16 protein-coding genes are annotated in these 16,252 nt (G+C 35.3%); 6 read left to right on the forward strand and 10 right to left on the reverse strand.

Translation table 11 applies throughout. The features are described 5' to 3' along the window. Positions 1-2 precede the first annotated feature (2 nt). From EM4838_RS12210 to EM4838_RS12220, 3 genes are read right to left on the reverse strand one after another with little or no spacing between them, the layout of a single operon-like run. Positions 3-1,043 carry an ABC transporter ATP-binding protein gene (locus EM4838_RS12210; RefSeq protein ID WP_065096676.1) on the reverse strand — a complete coding sequence of 347 codons (1,041 nt, stop codon included), beginning with the start codon at positions 1,041-1,043 and terminating at the stop codon, positions 3-5. Positions 1,044-1,103: 60 nt separating this feature from the next. Beyond that, the gene (locus EM4838_RS12215) at positions 1,104-1,883 is read right to left on the reverse strand and encodes an ABC transporter permease (RefSeq protein ID WP_010734275.1); all 780 of its coding nucleotides are present in this window, start codon (positions 1,881-1,883) and stop codon (positions 1,104-1,106) included. Next, entirely contained in the window at positions 1,876-2,712 is an 837-nt protein-coding gene (locus tag EM4838_RS12220; RefSeq protein ID WP_065096675.1) for an ABC transporter permease, read from the reverse strand. The genes EM4838_RS12215 and EM4838_RS12220 overlap by 8 nt, the downstream gene beginning before the upstream one ends. Positions 2,713-3,397: 685 nt before the next feature. On the opposite strand from EM4838_RS12220, the gene EM4838_RS12225 reads away from it, so the two are divergent. The 3 genes from EM4838_RS12225 to EM4838_RS12245 all read left to right on the forward strand — a co-directional run bounded on the left by EM4838_RS12225 (position 3,398) and on the right by EM4838_RS12245 (position 6,756). Continuing rightward, the gene (locus EM4838_RS12225; RefSeq protein ID WP_130029207.1) at positions 3,398-3,724 is read left to right on the forward strand and encodes a hypothetical protein; all 327 of its coding nucleotides are present in this window, start codon (positions 3,398-3,400) and stop codon (positions 3,722-3,724) included. 210 nt (positions 3,725-3,934) lie between these two features. After that, positions 3,935-4,786 (forward strand): hypothetical protein, encoded by an 852-nt coding sequence (locus EM4838_RS12230; protein WP_071866455.1) that lies wholly within the window; start codon positions 3,935-3,937, stop codon positions 4,784-4,786. 1,334 nt (positions 4,787-6,120) lie between these two features. Then, positions 6,121-6,756 carry an ATP-binding cassette domain-containing protein gene (locus tag EM4838_RS12245; RefSeq protein WP_071866458.1) on the forward strand — a complete coding sequence of 212 codons (636 nt, stop codon included), beginning with the start codon at positions 6,121-6,123 and terminating at the stop codon, positions 6,754-6,756. A gap of 88 nt (positions 6,757-6,844) precedes the next feature. On the opposite strand, the gene EM4838_RS12250 is transcribed toward EM4838_RS12245, so the two are convergent. Both EM4838_RS12250 and nusG read right to left on the reverse strand, forming a co-directional pair. After that, positions 6,845-7,693 carry an alpha/beta fold hydrolase gene (locus EM4838_RS12250; protein WP_373865794.1) on the reverse strand — a complete coding sequence of 283 codons (849 nt, stop codon included), beginning with the start codon at positions 7,691-7,693 and terminating at the stop codon, positions 6,845-6,847. Positions 7,694-7,818: 125 nt separating this feature from the next. Next, positions 7,819-8,364, reverse strand: coding sequence for a transcription termination/antitermination protein NusG (gene nusG / locus EM4838_RS12255; protein ID WP_010734272.1), 546 nt, complete (start codon positions 8,362-8,364; stop codon positions 7,819-7,821). A 362-nt stretch (positions 8,365-8,726) separates the two neighbouring features. Between nusG and EM4838_RS16630 the strand changes: the two genes are divergently transcribed. Continuing rightward, complete coding sequence (locus EM4838_RS16630; RefSeq protein ID WP_169823215.1) at positions 8,727-8,888, forward strand: hypothetical protein; 162 nt, start codon at positions 8,727-8,729, stop codon at positions 8,886-8,888. Between the two features lie 126 nt (positions 8,889-9,014). On the opposite strand, the gene EM4838_RS12260 is transcribed toward EM4838_RS16630, so the two are convergent. The 3 genes from EM4838_RS12260 to rpmG all read right to left on the reverse strand — a co-directional run bounded on the left by EM4838_RS12260 (position 9,015) and on the right by rpmG (position 10,439). Next, entirely contained in the window at positions 9,015-9,923 is a 909-nt protein-coding gene (locus EM4838_RS12260) for a helix-turn-helix domain-containing protein (RefSeq protein WP_071866460.1), read from the reverse strand. 175 nt (positions 9,924-10,098) lie between these two features. Continuing rightward, on the reverse strand, positions 10,099-10,269 hold the full coding sequence (secE, locus tag EM4838_RS12265; RefSeq protein ID WP_065096667.1) for a preprotein translocase subunit SecE: 171 nt from the start codon (positions 10,267-10,269) through the stop codon (positions 10,099-10,101). Between the two features lie 17 nt (positions 10,270-10,286). Next, positions 10,287-10,439 carry a 50S ribosomal protein L33 gene (gene rpmG / locus EM4838_RS12270; protein WP_005878997.1) on the reverse strand — a complete coding sequence of 51 codons (153 nt, stop codon included), beginning with the start codon at positions 10,437-10,439 and terminating at the stop codon, positions 10,287-10,289. A gap of 158 nt (positions 10,440-10,597) precedes the next feature. Here rpmG and cbpA point away from each other — a divergent pair, with 158 nt between their 5' ends. Next, the gene (cbpA, locus tag EM4838_RS12275) at positions 10,598-11,242 is read left to right on the forward strand and encodes a cyclic di-AMP binding protein CbpA (protein ID WP_071866461.1); all 645 of its coding nucleotides are present in this window, start codon (positions 10,598-10,600) and stop codon (positions 11,240-11,242) included. A gap of 121 nt (positions 11,243-11,363) precedes the next feature. Here cbpA and EM4838_RS12280 read toward each other — a convergent pair whose 3' ends face one another. Continuing rightward, a complete protein-coding gene (locus EM4838_RS12280) occupies positions 11,364-11,867 on the reverse strand; it encodes a QueT transporter family protein (protein ID WP_065096665.1) in 504 nt (167 codons plus the stop codon). A 702-nt stretch (positions 11,868-12,569) separates the two neighbouring features. Between EM4838_RS12280 and EM4838_RS12285 the strand changes: the two genes are divergently transcribed. Continuing rightward, on the forward strand, positions 12,570-13,574 hold the full coding sequence (locus EM4838_RS12285) for a diacylglycerol/lipid kinase family protein (RefSeq protein WP_071866462.1): 1,005 nt from the start codon (positions 12,570-12,572) through the stop codon (positions 13,572-13,574). A gap of 118 nt (positions 13,575-13,692) precedes the next feature. Here the strand turns inward: EM4838_RS12285 and recD2 are convergent, their stop codons facing one another. After that, positions 13,693-16,239, reverse strand: a complete 2,547-nt coding sequence (gene recD2 / locus EM4838_RS12290) for an SF1B family DNA helicase RecD2 (protein WP_071866463.1) — start codon at positions 16,237-16,239, stop codon at positions 13,693-13,695. Between the last annotated feature and the right edge of the window lie 13 nt (positions 16,240-16,252).

The following is a 16,252-nucleotide window of genomic DNA, read 5'->3' on the forward strand; positions in this document are numbered from 1 at the left end:
ACTTATTTATCTTCCAAAAGAACGATTTTATCTTTTGGGAAATGCAGGTTGATTTGATCCCCTGCTTGGTAAATTTGTTTATCCGTACCGTTTACTAAGAACTTACCTAAAGCCGTTGTCACTTCATACTGGTAACTTTTCCCTAAAAATGTTCTGACTTTCACTTCACCTTTTACAAGATTATGTGTCGCATCAGAGGCAATCTCAATATCTTCGGGACGGATCGTCGCTACTAATCGCTCTGCTATCGGTTGCTCATAAGGTGTCTCAATGACATTCCCTGCAGCTTGATAGCGGATGCCTTCGATTTGTTCAACTGGAAAGAAATTTTCAAAACCGATAAAATGTGCAACAAAACGAGTTTTTGGATGTCGATAGATTGTTTCCGGTGTATCATATTGCTCGATAACGCCATTATTCATGACCGCGACTTTATCCGAGATCGAAAAGCATTCTTCTTGATCGTGGGTCACAAAAACTGTTGTAATACCAAGTTGTTGTTGGATACGTTTGATCTCGATCCGCATTTGGACACGTAGTTTCGCATCTAAATTACTTAATGGTTCGTCTAGCAATAGTAACTTAGGTTCAATAACCAATGCTCGAGCCAAAGCCACTCGTTGACGTTGCCCACCTGACAGTTGTTTCGGGTAACGATCACCCAACTGTTCCAAGCCACAGATTGCTAACATATCAGCTACTTTCTTGGCGATATCCGCTTTATTTTCTTTACGCAATTTCAAACCGAAAGCGACATTCTCAGCAATCGTTAGATGAGGAAACAACGCATAGCTCTGGAATACCATACCAAAATTACGTTTATGCACAGGAACTTTCACTAATTCTTGATCTTCCAGAACAAAAGAGCCCTCATTCGGCGAAATCAATCCAGCAATCACACGTAGCGTCGTTGTTTTACCGCAACCACTAGGGCCTAATAAAGAAACTAGCTCTCCTTTTTCCATTGAAATAGACAAATCTTCTAATATATTTTGTTTTCCGTCATAACTCACACGGATATTGTTCAAATTTACAAAACTCACGGTTCTCCCCCTCATAGTTTCCAGTCATTCTCAAGTACGTTCGATTTCTTCACTCAACAGTTAAGCGATTGAAGCCAATCCTAACGTTTTCTCAATAATAAACATCAAGAAAACGGTTAATACCATGATCATTACTGAAATCGCCGACACAGTCGGATCATACGTATATTCAATGTAGCTCAACAATGAAGTGGGCAACATCGTTACTCCTGGTCCAGATAAAAACATTGAAACTGGTACATTATTGAATGAGTTGACAAAAGCCAGCATAAACGCCGCAAATATTCCAGAAGAAACATTTGGTAAGACGACTTGCATAAAAGCGCGGGTTTTGGTACAACCCAATGTCCAAGCAACTTCTTCGATCGAAAAATCTAATTGCTCCATGCTTGAACCTACGACGCGAATGATATACGGTAGGCTGATCAAAAAATGACCAATCAATAAAGCTTGGATCACCGGCAAGTTAAACTTGATCACAATGTATTGGAACAAGGAATAGCCGACAACGATACCCGGAATCATCGTTGGTGACAAAAAGAAATTTTTAAAAAGCTGTTTACTCTTCATGTGGTAACGAGAAAGTGCGTAAGAAGTCGGCACGCCTACTAATAAAGCTAACAGAGTAGCCCCTACGCCAATACTTAAACTCAATTTAAAGCTATTCATAAATGTTTCAGAACTTAGTGCTTTCTTGTACCATTCTAATGAGAATCCATCAATCGGAAATTGTATCGTCGATGATTGTCCAAAAGACGTTACAACAATAATCACTAATGGTAAAAACAAAAACGCAAAAACTAATACTGCGATGATCGTCATCCCTTTTTGCTTACGCATGATTCATTTCCCTCCGATCTAAACGTGCAGCAATCATATTCAATCCTTTATTCACGATCAGAGTCGTAACGATCATGATCAATGCAATGACACTTGCTGAAGTCCAATCACCTAAAGTCGATGCTTTTTGGTATAAGAAAGTCGCCATCATCATATTTTGGTTCCCACCTAAAAGTTGTGGTGTCGTATAAGCCGTCAACGTGCCTGTAAAGACTAAAATACTGCCAACGATCACTCCAGGTATACAAAGTGGCATGACGATTTTATAGAACGTTTTAAACGGACTCGCACCTAACGTTTCGGCAGCTTCCAGTGTTTCTTTCTCAATATTTTCCATCACGCCGACAAGTGTCATGACCATGGTAGGTAAGAACAAATAGACAGACCCAATAATAATTGCAAACTCCGTATATAGTAAGGCGATGGGTTGTTCGATCAGTCCTATACGAATCAAGAAATTATTGATCACTCCTGTCCTTCCTAAAATGTTGATCCAGGCAAAACTACGGATGACTGAATTGGTCAATAATGGAAACATCGTCATTGCCATCAATAAACTTTTCCACTTTTTACCCACACCTGCAATAAAATAAGCTGTTGGAATACCTAAAACGGCAGAAATCAATGTCACAATGACAGAAACGCGAATTGTTCGAAGAAAAATCTTCAAATTGAAATCATCTGTCAAAAAACTGGTGTAAGCACTTAGACTAGCACCTGTTTCAGTAAAAATAGTTGGCCATATAATATTGACCAATGGCAAAATCATAAAAAATAGTAATAAGATCGTTCCCGGCGCAATGATCAAATACGGAACATTCTTCCTCATTGTTCTCCCCCTCATTCGTGTTCTGTCTCATTATAAGAAAAAATACGAACATTTTCAAGAAAACTTTGTAATATATTCAGAAAAAAACATGAGTTATATGAAAAACATTGTAAAAAACCTGCGTTTATCCGTTTTATACAAAAAAATTGTATTTATTTTAGTTATCTATGTTTATTTTCCAAACGATTATTCGTAATTAATGCGAGTTAATTATCAAAAGTGTTGAGTAATACATCTCAGTTGAAAGAGAAAATCAGTTTTCTGGAAAACAAAAAAGAGCAATTACCGAACATTCATCCAAAAACGTTCGTTAATTACTCTTTTTATTAGACTCAACTCTTCCATAAAAACTGACTAACTTCTCGATCCACTTCTGTCCCGACCTCGCGAGGCATCTACATGTCGTTAATCATTTGAGGTATTCATTATTCCAGAACGTTAAATCCATTTATAAAACAACAATTAGATTTACCAATAGCGTTTCTCTAAAACTAATATATCAATAACAAATACATGTTAAAAAGATTAAAAAAAACAAAAAAACACAATGGAAAGGTTTGCATTTTTATATTGATATGATATATTTTTTTTGGATATATCCTAAAATTAACTGGAGGTCAAGCACATAATTCTATCAAAGAAAAACTAACTATTACTAGTCACAATGACAAGTATTTTAGGAATTTTGCTTTTAAATTTTACAAAACGAGTTGAAGCTGAATCTTTTGGAGGAACAACTGCATATACGTATACAGCAGTATCTGCAAATGTAACCAAAACTTCATCAAGTGCTACTACATACGTTAATTGGAATAGTTCCAACCAAAAAAGTCACAAACAATGGTTTGCTCTTTATCAGAATGGGTCAAGAAAAGGACAAGGATTATTTAATTATCTTACAAATTCTGCATTTCCTGGGAATGGTTCAGCAGGTTCAACTGTCCATTTAGCTTCACAAAGAGAAAACATCATTGACCCTACAACTTACATTTCAGGAACATGGACCCCTTAAAGATGATGGTCAAGAATCCGTGCCAAAATAACTTCGCTATTTTTTCTCTTAAGATCAAATAAATAGCGAGAAAGGAGATGCCTTCTTTAAATAAGGCGTAATCTCAAACATTCAAAGAGAAATTTTTGGAGATTACGTCCTATTTATAGAGGCTGAACACTTTTACACCGTCTTCTTGTCACATACCGATTGAAAAAAGGAGATGTATGTTTGAATAATTTTTGGAGATTAAATAAATACCACATTTCACTTAGTTTAGTCATATTTTTCATAATGGTATTCTCTATTTTAAATGAATATATTTCAAATGCCTTTCTTTATGTAACAAACTTAGGATTTAGACAAGAAATGAATCAAGGTCAAACCTTTAATAATGTTTTTGATTTCTTTTGGAGAAGTTTAACAGAGTCTGTTTGGTCTTTTGATTATAGCCTGATTTTTGGAACGAATTTATTTCAAATGTTCATCCCTTTAGTAGCTTCTATTGGAACGGCAATATTTGCTCAAAAATGGCAAACCATTTATAAATTTGAAATTTATCATGTTTTAAATTTTAGAAATTTTGTTTATAAGAAAATATTATCAACGGCTACAAAAATAGCATTGGCAACATTTTTTGGCTTCTTTATCTATTACTTATTTTGCTTTATTCCATTACATGATTCTATTAACGATACTGTGATACGTCCAATGTTTGAAGATATTTTCGGATCCAATTTTTATGTCAATCATAGGTTTTTGCAGTCTTTTCTAGAAGGAGTTGTTCGTTTTTTCTGGATACCATTTATATATACTATCTTCGGTACTTCTATCTCATTGATCGTTTCCGAAGCGAAAATATATTTATTAGCCGCACCTTTATATTACTATAGCATGTCGGCTATCGGTACAGGGATGACAGCTTTTTCTGAAGATATTTCGTTGTATTTTAATCCTACAGTGATTATGGCGTCTGGTGATTATTATACATTTAACACATATCTTCTGTTACTTGCAAACTCTATCCCATTATTTATTGGTATAGTATTGATTTACGGAAGGAGTCAGAATGTTGAATTATAAGTTTTTGATTTATCCGACTATTTCTTCTTTAATAATAATTTTATTTGTCAGTTTTATGCCTAAAACCATTATCACTACAGGATGGATTTTTTCTAATTTCCTATCAATGTCAGTAATACTTACGATATCCTTTTTTTACTTATTTGAAAAACATAGTTTTATTCAAATGGAAGTAGTGAAATGCGAGAGTATTTTTCGTTTTTTCCGGTATAAATTGGCTATATTATTTAATCGTAATGTCATTTACACGGCGATACTCTCTATCACATTTACAACATTAAGTTACATTAAAATTGGCAATGCGGACTTCAAAATAATTTCAATCTATTCTCTTGCGTTGATCTTATTATTATCCTTATCAGGGTATCTCATGTTAGTAACGTCCTTTTCCTTCAAAAATATTTGGGCACCGTACATTACTATTATTATGATATATAGTTTTTATTTTTATGCGTTTGTAAATATAAATTTATCACCCTTCTTTAACCCTTTTATTTCGTACATAACAAGTTTCAGCGAATTTCAAGGATACGGAACTGAACCTACCTATTTTAGTCATTTTGGAATATTTGGTTTTCTATTCTCAAATTTACTTTTTTGGGGACTTGGACATCTTGTTTTTCATATCAAAGCTCGGAAGATCGATCTATGACAAAAAAAATAGTATGTTACACAATTGTTTATTCATTAGAAGTGATCTATGTTATCTATATTTTTTCTAGCAATATCACTTTACAGGAAGTATTCAGCATTATTACTTTTAATTCGTCTGTCTATCAGAAGTTCTTGATCGAATTAGTAAATCCTAAACTCATTGTTTTTTATCTTTTAGTGAATATATTTACCTTACTGTTCACTATAGATAATTTGACATCTTCAGCTTCGATGTATTCCATGATTTTATATAGAGATAAAAAATCAGGATTTTTTTTACTAAGGATAAAACACATTTTTTCTGTACTTTTATTAAATAGCGCAATTCAATTTATAAGCTTTTTTAGTACTTTATTTTTTTGGGGATATATATATGGCCTAGCTTCAGACGTCAATATTATAACTTTTACTATCCTATTTTTTAAATATTTCACCATACTATTTATATTCCTAATTTACTATGATTACTTTAAGCTAAAATCAAATAATATAGTTATTCTTCCAGTATCAACTTTTTTATTATTATCAGTTTTGATAGTAGATCTACTTTTAAATTTTGGATTGATTCGTATCTCAGATAGTACAATAGAAAATTTATTGTACTTGCTTTGTGATTTAACGATACTAGGTATTTCTATGACGATTTTGAATCTTAGATTTAAGAAAAGAGATGAATTTTATTGATTGAATTAATTAATCTGGGAAAACAATATAAGCAAAAAATTTTATTTCAAGATGTGAATGTTATCTTCAATGAAGGAAAAAAATCTTTTATTAAAGGAATAAATGGTTCAGGAAAAAGTGTACTTATGAAGCTCATTGTAGGATACTCTACCCCAACAAACGGGATGGTCAAAGTTGCTGGAAAAATAATAGGCCTAGATCAAGATTTTATACCTGATGCAGGAGTTTTCATTAACGCACCTGATTTTATTAAAAGTTGGACTGGTGCAGAAAATTTGTTGTATTTAGCAAATATCCGCAAAATAGCTAATGAAAAAAAAATTCGTTTTTTAGCAAGTCAATTGAATCTAGAAAAAGATCTGAATAAAAAGTATAAACATTATTCACTTGGTATGAAACAAAAATTAAGAATCATTCAAGCGCTTATGGATGAACCTACCTATTTAATTCTAGACGAACCTTTTGATGCTCTTGATAAAAACAGTCGAGAAAATGTTTTGAATTTGTTAGACAATTACCTTAGTGAAAATGCTCAAAGAATTCTAATTTTTTCTAGTCATAACGATAGGATGGAAGACTTTGCAGATCATATCTACGAACTTGAAAATCAAACGCTACTTCAAATAAAATGAAGAAATAAATTTATATAGCATGCACCCTATTGGATTTAAAAAAAATCTGATATTATTAGTGGATCATCTGAATGCAGCTTTTTCTTCTTCAATCAATATCCCAAAGAAATCGACTAACTTCTCGATCCACTTCTTCATTTTCATGAAGCATACTATGTGAAGCACCTTCCCCTTCTTCGACCTTTTCCATTACAGGGTTACCATGCTGTTTCAATAAGGCATAAACTGCTAATGCACTATTCAGTGGAACAGTTCCATCACTTAGCTCTACTTCACTCAACTGCCCTGCAACTAATAAAAATTGTGTGTCGGTAGGGAGATTCCCTATCATTGTTTGATAATCTTGATACCTTGAAGACACTACTGTCGGACCATTTTCGAGTAAATCAGCTAAATTCTGACCGCTATCATCCACAAAATCATTGAAAGGTGCGCCTAACGCTACAAACTTTTCAACTTGCGGTAAAGTTGTTTCTTGGCCATACGTGACTAGATAACGGAGGCCACTGACCCCACCCATTGAATGTCCGACAATGTTCACTTTGTTGATTTGATCAGTTGTCTGCAAATAAACCAGACATGCACGAATCCATTCTGCTTGATTCCACTCATTATTTTCATTGTCTTCGAAAAGCACTTGGATCATTGGATTGGTTGCTTCTTTTGATAATTCCCCTTGCGCTTGAACGTTTCCATTGGTATCTACAGTCAATGTCAATTCTTGTTGCCCTTTGCTTTCTCCTTCTAATCGATCGATCATTCCTTTGAATGAATTCACTGTTCCTTTATATCCGTGAACAAATAAGGTAGGCACAGTCCCCTTTTCTACAGATTTCACTTGGCTTGTCCTCGTTGTTTCCGTGGAGGCAGTTTCTTTTTGGCTCTTGTTTTCTTGCGTTTGACAACCAGAGAGGATTAGCAGTACCAGCAACACCATGCGACTTAGTACCCGATTAAAATTCACTTTATTTTGTTTTATCACTTTTCTCACTCCTTTCATTCAAGACAAAAAAGAGCTGAGATGACTAGGCATCCCAACTCCTCCATTATTCTGATCACTGTTTAGTCGATTTTATCTACTTGATCAAAATCAAGCTCTGTACTTGTTTCACGACCGAACATGTCAATGTTTACTTTTAGTTTTTCTTTTTCTTCATCGACTTCTGTCACTTGACCTTCTAATCCAGCAAAAGCTCCTTCGATGATCTTAACAACTTCGCCAACTTCTACTTTCAGTTCGTTTTGACGTAAACTCATACCGATTGAACGTAAGATATGATTTACTTCTTCCGGTAATAAAGGTGCAGGCTTACTTCCTGCTCCGTGAGAACCAACAAAACCTGTAACGCCCGGTGTGTTACGGACAACATACCATGAAGCATCTGACATGATCATTTCTACTAAGACATATCCAGGGAATGTTTTATGAACGATTTCTTTTTCTTTCCCATTTTTCACTTCAGTTTCTGTTTCTTCAGGAACAACGACACGGAAAATAAAATCAGCCATTTTCATACTTTGCGCACGTGACTCGATATTTGCTTTTACTTTGTTTTCGTATCCAGAGTATGTATGTAATACATACCAATTTTTTTCAAAAGATTCCATTGAAGGCTCCTCATTTCATTTGTAAAATAAAAAAACCTCAGTTCCCCGAAGCTTTTCCTCTCTTTGATTATAGCACCGTTTGATGGTTTTTACTAGTGACTTATTTTTTGTTCCCTAGTAATTTAAAAAGCGTTATTTATTCTTATTTTGATACAGAAATTGTATTATCTACTGTTTTTTTTTTGAAAATAATTTCTTAAAAAGCTTATTTTATAAGGATGAATCAAAAATTTTTTGTTATTAGACAAAAAGGCATAGGAAAATACATACCCAAGTCAATATTATTTATTCCTACAACGTACAATTATAGTCGTAAGGAATCTTATTGAGCTTTATAGAAATTTACGAGAGGAGGTATCCCGATGGAAACAATAAGACAACTCATTGCAACGATTTTTGATTGGTTAGATTCTCTCACACTGATTCTCTCTTGTATCACTGTTTTCTTTTTAAGCTTAAAAGTCTCGTCTTTGGAAAAAGAAGTAAAAATACTAAAGAATACTTTTAAAAACCATTCAAAATAAGAGTCATGTTGTATGATTCAAATCAGTACATATCTACATTTCCAGATAGTCCGATCCGTTCAAACACTTTCTAGATAAACCAAAAAAAACCGAAAAGATAGCAAACTTTTCGGTTTATGTTTACTTCTAAAAATTTTTATCTAATATATTAAAAATATGTTCGATCTCGTATTGTGTTTCAAATCTATGTAAATCAGCTAAAAGTTCATTCTTCAACTTGCTCGCTCCAATCAATTCTAATCCCATAATATAATCCTTTATTTTTTTACTGACAGCCTCTCCTTCGATGTGCGCAAGTAAAAGTTGATAAAACCGATGATATATTTCAGTTTCTCGCTGAAAAATAATTCTACGTCGAGTCTCAAATAGTTTTTCCAAATAATACTTAGCTAATTTTAGCTCTTCTCTTTCAATCATCAGTAAAAACACATTATTATAAATACCTGATAATATGGAATGGAAGATCTCAAATTCTCCATTTTTCATCACATTTTTTTCTACTTCTTTTAATCGCTGTTTGATGTAACTTGTTTCAAATAAATAGAGGAGAGTAGCAAAGGTCGTCATTTCAAATCTTCCCCACTCATCGATTTTCTCTAAATAATCAGATAATCTTTTCAGATAGTTAGTATCTTTTTTATTTAATTTTTTTACACCATCGATTTCCTCATACCATTTATAAGTTTTGACAGCAAGATAATTTCTTATGACGACTAAATCATCTGAGTATTCTACTTCTTGGGCTAGTTTTTTTAATTGATAATTGATTGCACCACTATTTTTTTCTAGATTCCGGAACATTTTCTTCAAACTCAAATTTTTTTGAGATACTTTATCTCCATCAAGATAAAACATGAATTCATCGATCGTCATATTCAATCGTTCTAATAATTCTAAAAAGACTAATAATGGTAAATGATTTTTCCCATTCTCATATTTAGCTAACGTTTCCCGCGAAACAATTCCATGGGCTAATTTTTTTTGAGAGAGGCCTCTATCCACACGCATTTTTTTTAATAATTCATGAACTTCCATCGTTCCCTCCTTACTTATCAATTAATGGATTAGTTGTTTGTTAAATTATTCACAATAAATTCTTTCTATTGCCACACCTTTTATTTTAATAACTAAGTGACATATAAAAAAATAGAGCTTCCAATTGATTGATAATCATGGATAGCTCGCCTTTTATTTAGATAAACTTATTGAATTATTTCAAGATCCATGCAAACAGACTTTGAATCGCTGTATCCATCACGAAAAACATTAGTCCGAAGATGATCGATGTTTCGATAACGACTAGTGTATCTTTACGTAATTGTTTTTTACTTGACCAAGTCACTTGTTTCATTTCATCTTTTACACTTTTAAGAAATTTCATCGTACGCCTCCTCCTTGTTATTTTGTCTCTTTATGTAATGTGTATTGATTACAATATTTACAAAATTTGTTGATTTCCAAACGCTCGCCGCTTTTTCCTTCACTAATCGACTTAGTATAGTTTCGAGAACCACAAACGGAACATGCTAATGCCGCTTTTTTCTTTGCCATCCGTTTCCCCTCCTCACTGAAAACCAAATTTATACCATACTACATTATCATGTAAATTATTTTATGTCAATTAGTGATCGTACGCTCTACTGTTTTTATTTTAGTTATGATATGATTACTTAAAGGATTTTAAAAATGAACAATCTGGAGGTATGACTATGCTATTAAAAACTCTTGTTTACAAGAAAAAAGATTTGACTACCGTCTCTGAGACAAGCAACTTGGAAGAAGCACTAGAAATTTTAGAAACATCCGGTTACCGTTGTGTACCGATTCTTGATACTTCCGGGAATATTTTCCGTGGGAATATTTATAAAATGCACATCTATCGTCACAAAGCAAATGGCGGCGATATGACTTTACCAGTCACTCATCTATTGAAAAACGCAACAAAATTCATTGATTTAGATACTTCTTTCTTTAAAGTATTCTTTACGATCAAAGAGCTTCCATACATTGCTGTACTTGATAGCCAAAACCATTTCTATGGGATTTTGACACACAGTACCTTACTTGGTATGTTGTCTCAGTCTTGGAGCGTAGAACAAGGAAGCTACGTCTTGACGATTGCTTCGACAGGTAAACAAGGTGACTTAGCGGCGATTTCAAAGATCATCGCAAAATATAGTAGCATTGCTAGTTGTATCACTTTGGACATCGAAAAAGATGAATACATCCGTCGTACCTTGATCACTCTACCAGCCCATACAGAAAAAAGTGTCTGTGATTCAATCGTTAATCACTTAGAAAAGAAAAATTACAAAGTGATCGAAATTGAAAATTTACAAGATGCTAATAAATAAAAACCTGTTTAGTGGTTGATATTTACTAATCATTTAGAAAAAATCATATTTAAAAAAGCCAGGAATCCCAAAATCATTTAAGACTTTTGGAATTCCTGGCTTTTTACTCTATTAAAAACAATCATACACGATCGTTGAATTTCACTGCTTGGTCTAGATAATACATCAATGGCGCAGAAACAGCCATCACGATAAATTCACTTAACGCAAGTGTACCATAGGTTGTCCAAAACGCTTGTCCGCCAGTTGGTACTAACATATAAGCAATCATAAACATACTAATTGTAAAGAACGCTGTATTTAATGCTAAGCGCACTTTGACATTTTTCACTTTATTTTGGATAAGTGCAGTTAGTCCTAATGCGAGTAGTGTTTGACCACCACCAAAAATCACATCCATGACACCAAAACCATAAATGGCATTATAAACGATCACGCCACCTAAGACACCCCATAATAATTTTCGATTGAATACCACCAAATGATTCAAACTTTCTGAAATACGAAATTGGATTGGTCCTGAAGATACAGGTGCTACCAAAATCGTTAACGCTAGATACAAGGCCATGATCAGCCCATTGACAACAACTACCATCAGTCGTTGCCTACTCTTTGTTCTCTCCATATTCTATTCCTCATTTCTCCTAGTTTTGTTAATGCGGGATGGTCGACGAACCGCAAGGCGTATTATAACATAACAATTATAGATTACAACCTTCCCTCCACCCCAGCATTTCAGCATTTTTACCTTCACCTGAAAAGATTGTTATAAAAAATAAAAGAAGTAAAAATAAGTAAGACACCTCGATTAGTTATCGCAAGACCTTATTGAACAGCATCGTTGAGAGATTGAGGCTTGATAGATAAAGGAATCGCACTCTTCTTATCAAAAAAATGAGTGTCAATGTTGACTAATACTTCCCTGACAATTCTTTGTTTCTATCTTTTACCTACGTTTTTTCGTTTGTTCTTTATTGTATTTTCTAACTTAACTTCTTTTTCATTTCCCCAAACCTCTGCTATAATAACCAAGATTGTAATTCTTTTGACAATAATGACGAGATGCTTTGTTGACCCTTCACTGGTTGATTCTATTAAACAATCACGGCTTACTTATGGTGAGACGATTTAGTGAAGCATCGTTAATCTATTTACATGACTAAAACCACAAGTATTCACAGCTGTTGATTAAATCTGACACTGCTTGCTCTCCTTTTGACTATGTCGCCTTGCTATCGTATGCCAATGAGAACTCATGAAGGAGCCCGACAAGACTTGTTTTCTCAACTCAAGTATTCGATACTTTGGTGCATTCCAGGAGGAAAAAATGAATTTTCATTATCACCTATTAATCAACCAAGCTGCTGGTAGCGGAAACGGAAAGAAAACAGCGGATAAGATTTTACCAATTTTGGATAAAAAGAAACTTTCCTATACGGTTCACTATAGTGAATACAAAGGGCACGATGCCCTTATAGCGGAACATTTAGCCGAAGATACCCTCATTGAATGGGAAGAGGATATCGATGCTGATACTATCGGATGGTACCCACTTCTCATCGTCATTGGAGGAGATGGTACACTTCATCAGGTTCTGAATACGTTTCATCATTTATGTGTATCTTTTCCTGTCGGCTTCATACCAGCCGGTTCAGGCAATGACTTTGCTCGTGGGATTGGGTTAAGTAGAGATCCAGAAAAAGCTTTAGAAACGATTTTAGCAACCAAAGAACCACAAAAAATAAATGTGTTGCATTATGAAGAAAAAGTAAACGATCGCGAAGGTCTGGCACTCAATAATTTTGGGATTGGTTTAGATGCAGCAATCGTTCATGCTACGAATCATTCCAATGCAAAAAAACGATTGAATAAGTATAATTTAGGCTCGCTTTCTTACATTTTTTCTTTACTGTATGTTCTTTTCTCACAAAAAGGCTTTCCGATTCTTGTAGATATTGGTGGGAAACGTGTGAATTTTAAAAAGGCCTTTCTGTGTACGGCGACTAATCATCCCTATTTCGGTGGAGGCGTGTCGATTGTTCCTACTGCAGATGTAACCAAACCAACGATCGACTTCGTGGTTGTCGAACGAGTAAATTTATTTAAAATTGCTTGGTTGCTTCTTTTATTATTACAGAAGAAGCAAATGCACTCGAAGTATTTCCATCACTATACAGCAAGCAAACTTAGAATTGTTTCTACTATTCCCCAATATGGTCAAGAAGATGGGGAAGATTTAGAAAAACAATCGTTTGATTTACAACTAACAAATAAAACACAGTTATTGTGGTGTGAAAAAATAGTAATGAGGGATGAAGAGTCAACCTCTTGATCTGTGGAGGTTTTTCAGATGGAGCGTCTACCTTTCCAATGAAAAGACACCCGAAACGTTAGCGTTTCGGGTGTCTTTTCTGGGCTGATACTTCACACTTCCAACTGATGTTGCCTGTTTATGGTCGGATGTTCTCCATACCAATCATTGGATCAATCCATTGCTGTTCCACAGCTTCGGTTGTGAGAATGTAATTATCAGGTGATTTTGGCGTTTCAGCTTCTTTCACTTCATTTTTTTCTTCTTCGATGGCAAAAAGCGAAACTTCCTGCGCTTGGCCGGTTTCCTCTTTCCGGTGCTCTATTTGTTTTGTTGGCGCAGATACTTGTTCAATGGCTGCCGAATACGTTCCTTCTTCAAATGGATCATCACCTGTCAAGGAATCTTCATAGGCGGCTAATTTCGTACGCAGATTAAGAGTCATTTCATTGTCTTCGATCCGCTTCTTCAGTGTCGTCAATCGAACTGCGGATTCGTTTTTTGCACATGTCAAATATGCTTGTTCTTCCCCTAACAAAATCAATAATTCCTTACTACGAGTAACCGCTGTATACAACAGATTCCGTTGGAGCATTCGTTGGTATTGATGGACCATAGGCAAAATCACCATCTTAAACTCGCTACCTTGGGATTTATGGATCGAGCAACAATAAGACAGGGTGATCTTATTCCATTCATTTCGTTTGTAACTCACTTCATTGGCATCAAATTGGATGACGAGTTCGTCCACCTTATCTTCCGAATCTTTTGCTAAAACAATTCCCGTGATTACCCCCATGTCACCATTGAACACATTTAATTCTGGCGTATTGACCAAATGGAGTACTTTATCCCCGATTCGATAAACTGTATCATTCCAGTGAACTTCTTTCCGATTTCCACCGCCTGGATTGAAAATATTTTGCATCATTTTATTCAAGGCATCGATACCAGCAGCACCGCGATACATCGGTGCCAACACCTGAATATCTTGTGCAGTAAATCCTTTGTTTTTCGCCTTTTCCACGATTTTAGAAATCAATGGTTCGATTTGATACGCATCACTTGCAAAGAAAGAGCGATCCTTTTGATTTTTCGTAAAATCTGCTGGCAATCTTCCTTCTTTGATCTCATGAGCCAAAGGAATGATACTTGAGCCATCGCCTTGACGATAGATCTGATTCAATTCGATTTTAGGGATTTGATCGATTTCTAATAGATCATGCAAGACTTGCCCAGGACCTACTGATGGTAGCTGATCCTTGTCCCCTACTAAGATCACTTGCATATTCGTAGGAATCGCCTTGAACAGTGTATTGGCCAACCATGTATCAACCATCGACATTTCATCGACGATCAATAAGCCACCGTCTAATTCCTTTGTACTGATTGACGGGGTTTTCTCACGACCATTCAAACCTAAAAGTCGGTGGATCGTACTAGCTGGCAAGCCAGTCGTTTCATTCATCCGTTTAGCAGCCCGTCCTGTGGGTGCAGCTAAGAGGATCGGAAAAATCTCTTGTGTATATTTCGTCGGATCAAGATCTAAGCCGTTTAACTCTGCAAACAGATGAACGATGCCATTGATCACTGTAGTTTTTCCAGTTCCTGGACCACCAGTCAAGATAAATAGTGGTGAGCGAATCGCTTCAGAAATCGCTTCTTCTTGTGAATCCCCATACTGGATACCAAACATTTTCTCAATTCGTCGAATATTCTTTTTAATTTCTTTTGGTTCGTACTTGATTTCCTTTTTTCGACTCAACAAGCGTTGGATCGAATTGCCAATCCCCCATTCAGAAAAATACAAACTATTTTCATATAGATTCGTTTCTTCCTGTTGGATCTTTCCCTCTTCCACTAACTGAATAATGACAGTCGCTACTTGATCCGGTTCGATTTCGATTGGACGACTTGATTCCAAGATTTTGATCGTCTGCTGCAATAAAGATTCAGCAGGCACATAGGTATCACCGGTTTGGATCGCCTGTTGGAAAATCTGGTGCAAGATCGCTGCTCTGATGCGTCGTGGCGAGTCAGCAGCAATGCCGATTTGTTCAGCTAAGTTATCTGCACGTTTAAAGCCGATTCCTTCAATCTCTTCGACTAATTGGTAAGGATTTTCTTGAATGATATCCAACGCTTCATTTTTGTAAGCTTGATAGATACTAAAGGCTAATTGACTCCCAAATCCGTAACGGTTCAACCCCATGATCACTTGATCCATTCCATGATTCAAACGGATCGTTTCAGCAATCATTTCTCTTTTTGGCTTCGTTAAACCTGAAATCTGTTGCAATTGCGCAGGATCTTCGATGATTTTTTCAATCGCATCTTCACCAAGCAGTTCCACGATTTTCTCTGCGGTTTTTTTTCCGATACCGGGAAACTTGTCACTTGATAGGTAGTTGACGATCCCGTTGGCTGTCGTCGGCTTTTCCTGTTCGTAACGCTCTACTTTCAACTGTCTGCCATATTTGGGATGATCAACTAGCTCACCATAAAAACGATACACTTCGTTCTCTTGGATATCGCCAAAACTACCAGTTGCGACAATTTCTTTTTCCCGATAATCAACACTTGTTTCACTGACTTGGATGAGCAATACTTTATAAAAATTACTAGGATTTTGAAAAAAGATAGCGGCAACTGTGCCGACAAAATAAGGCATTTCTTCTGGCTCCATCGAGGCCGCCTCC

It is taken from the genome of Enterococcus mundtii (genome assembly GCF_002813755.1).
GTDB lineage: Bacteria > Bacillota > Bacilli > Lactobacillales > Enterococcaceae > Enterococcus_B > Enterococcus_B mundtii.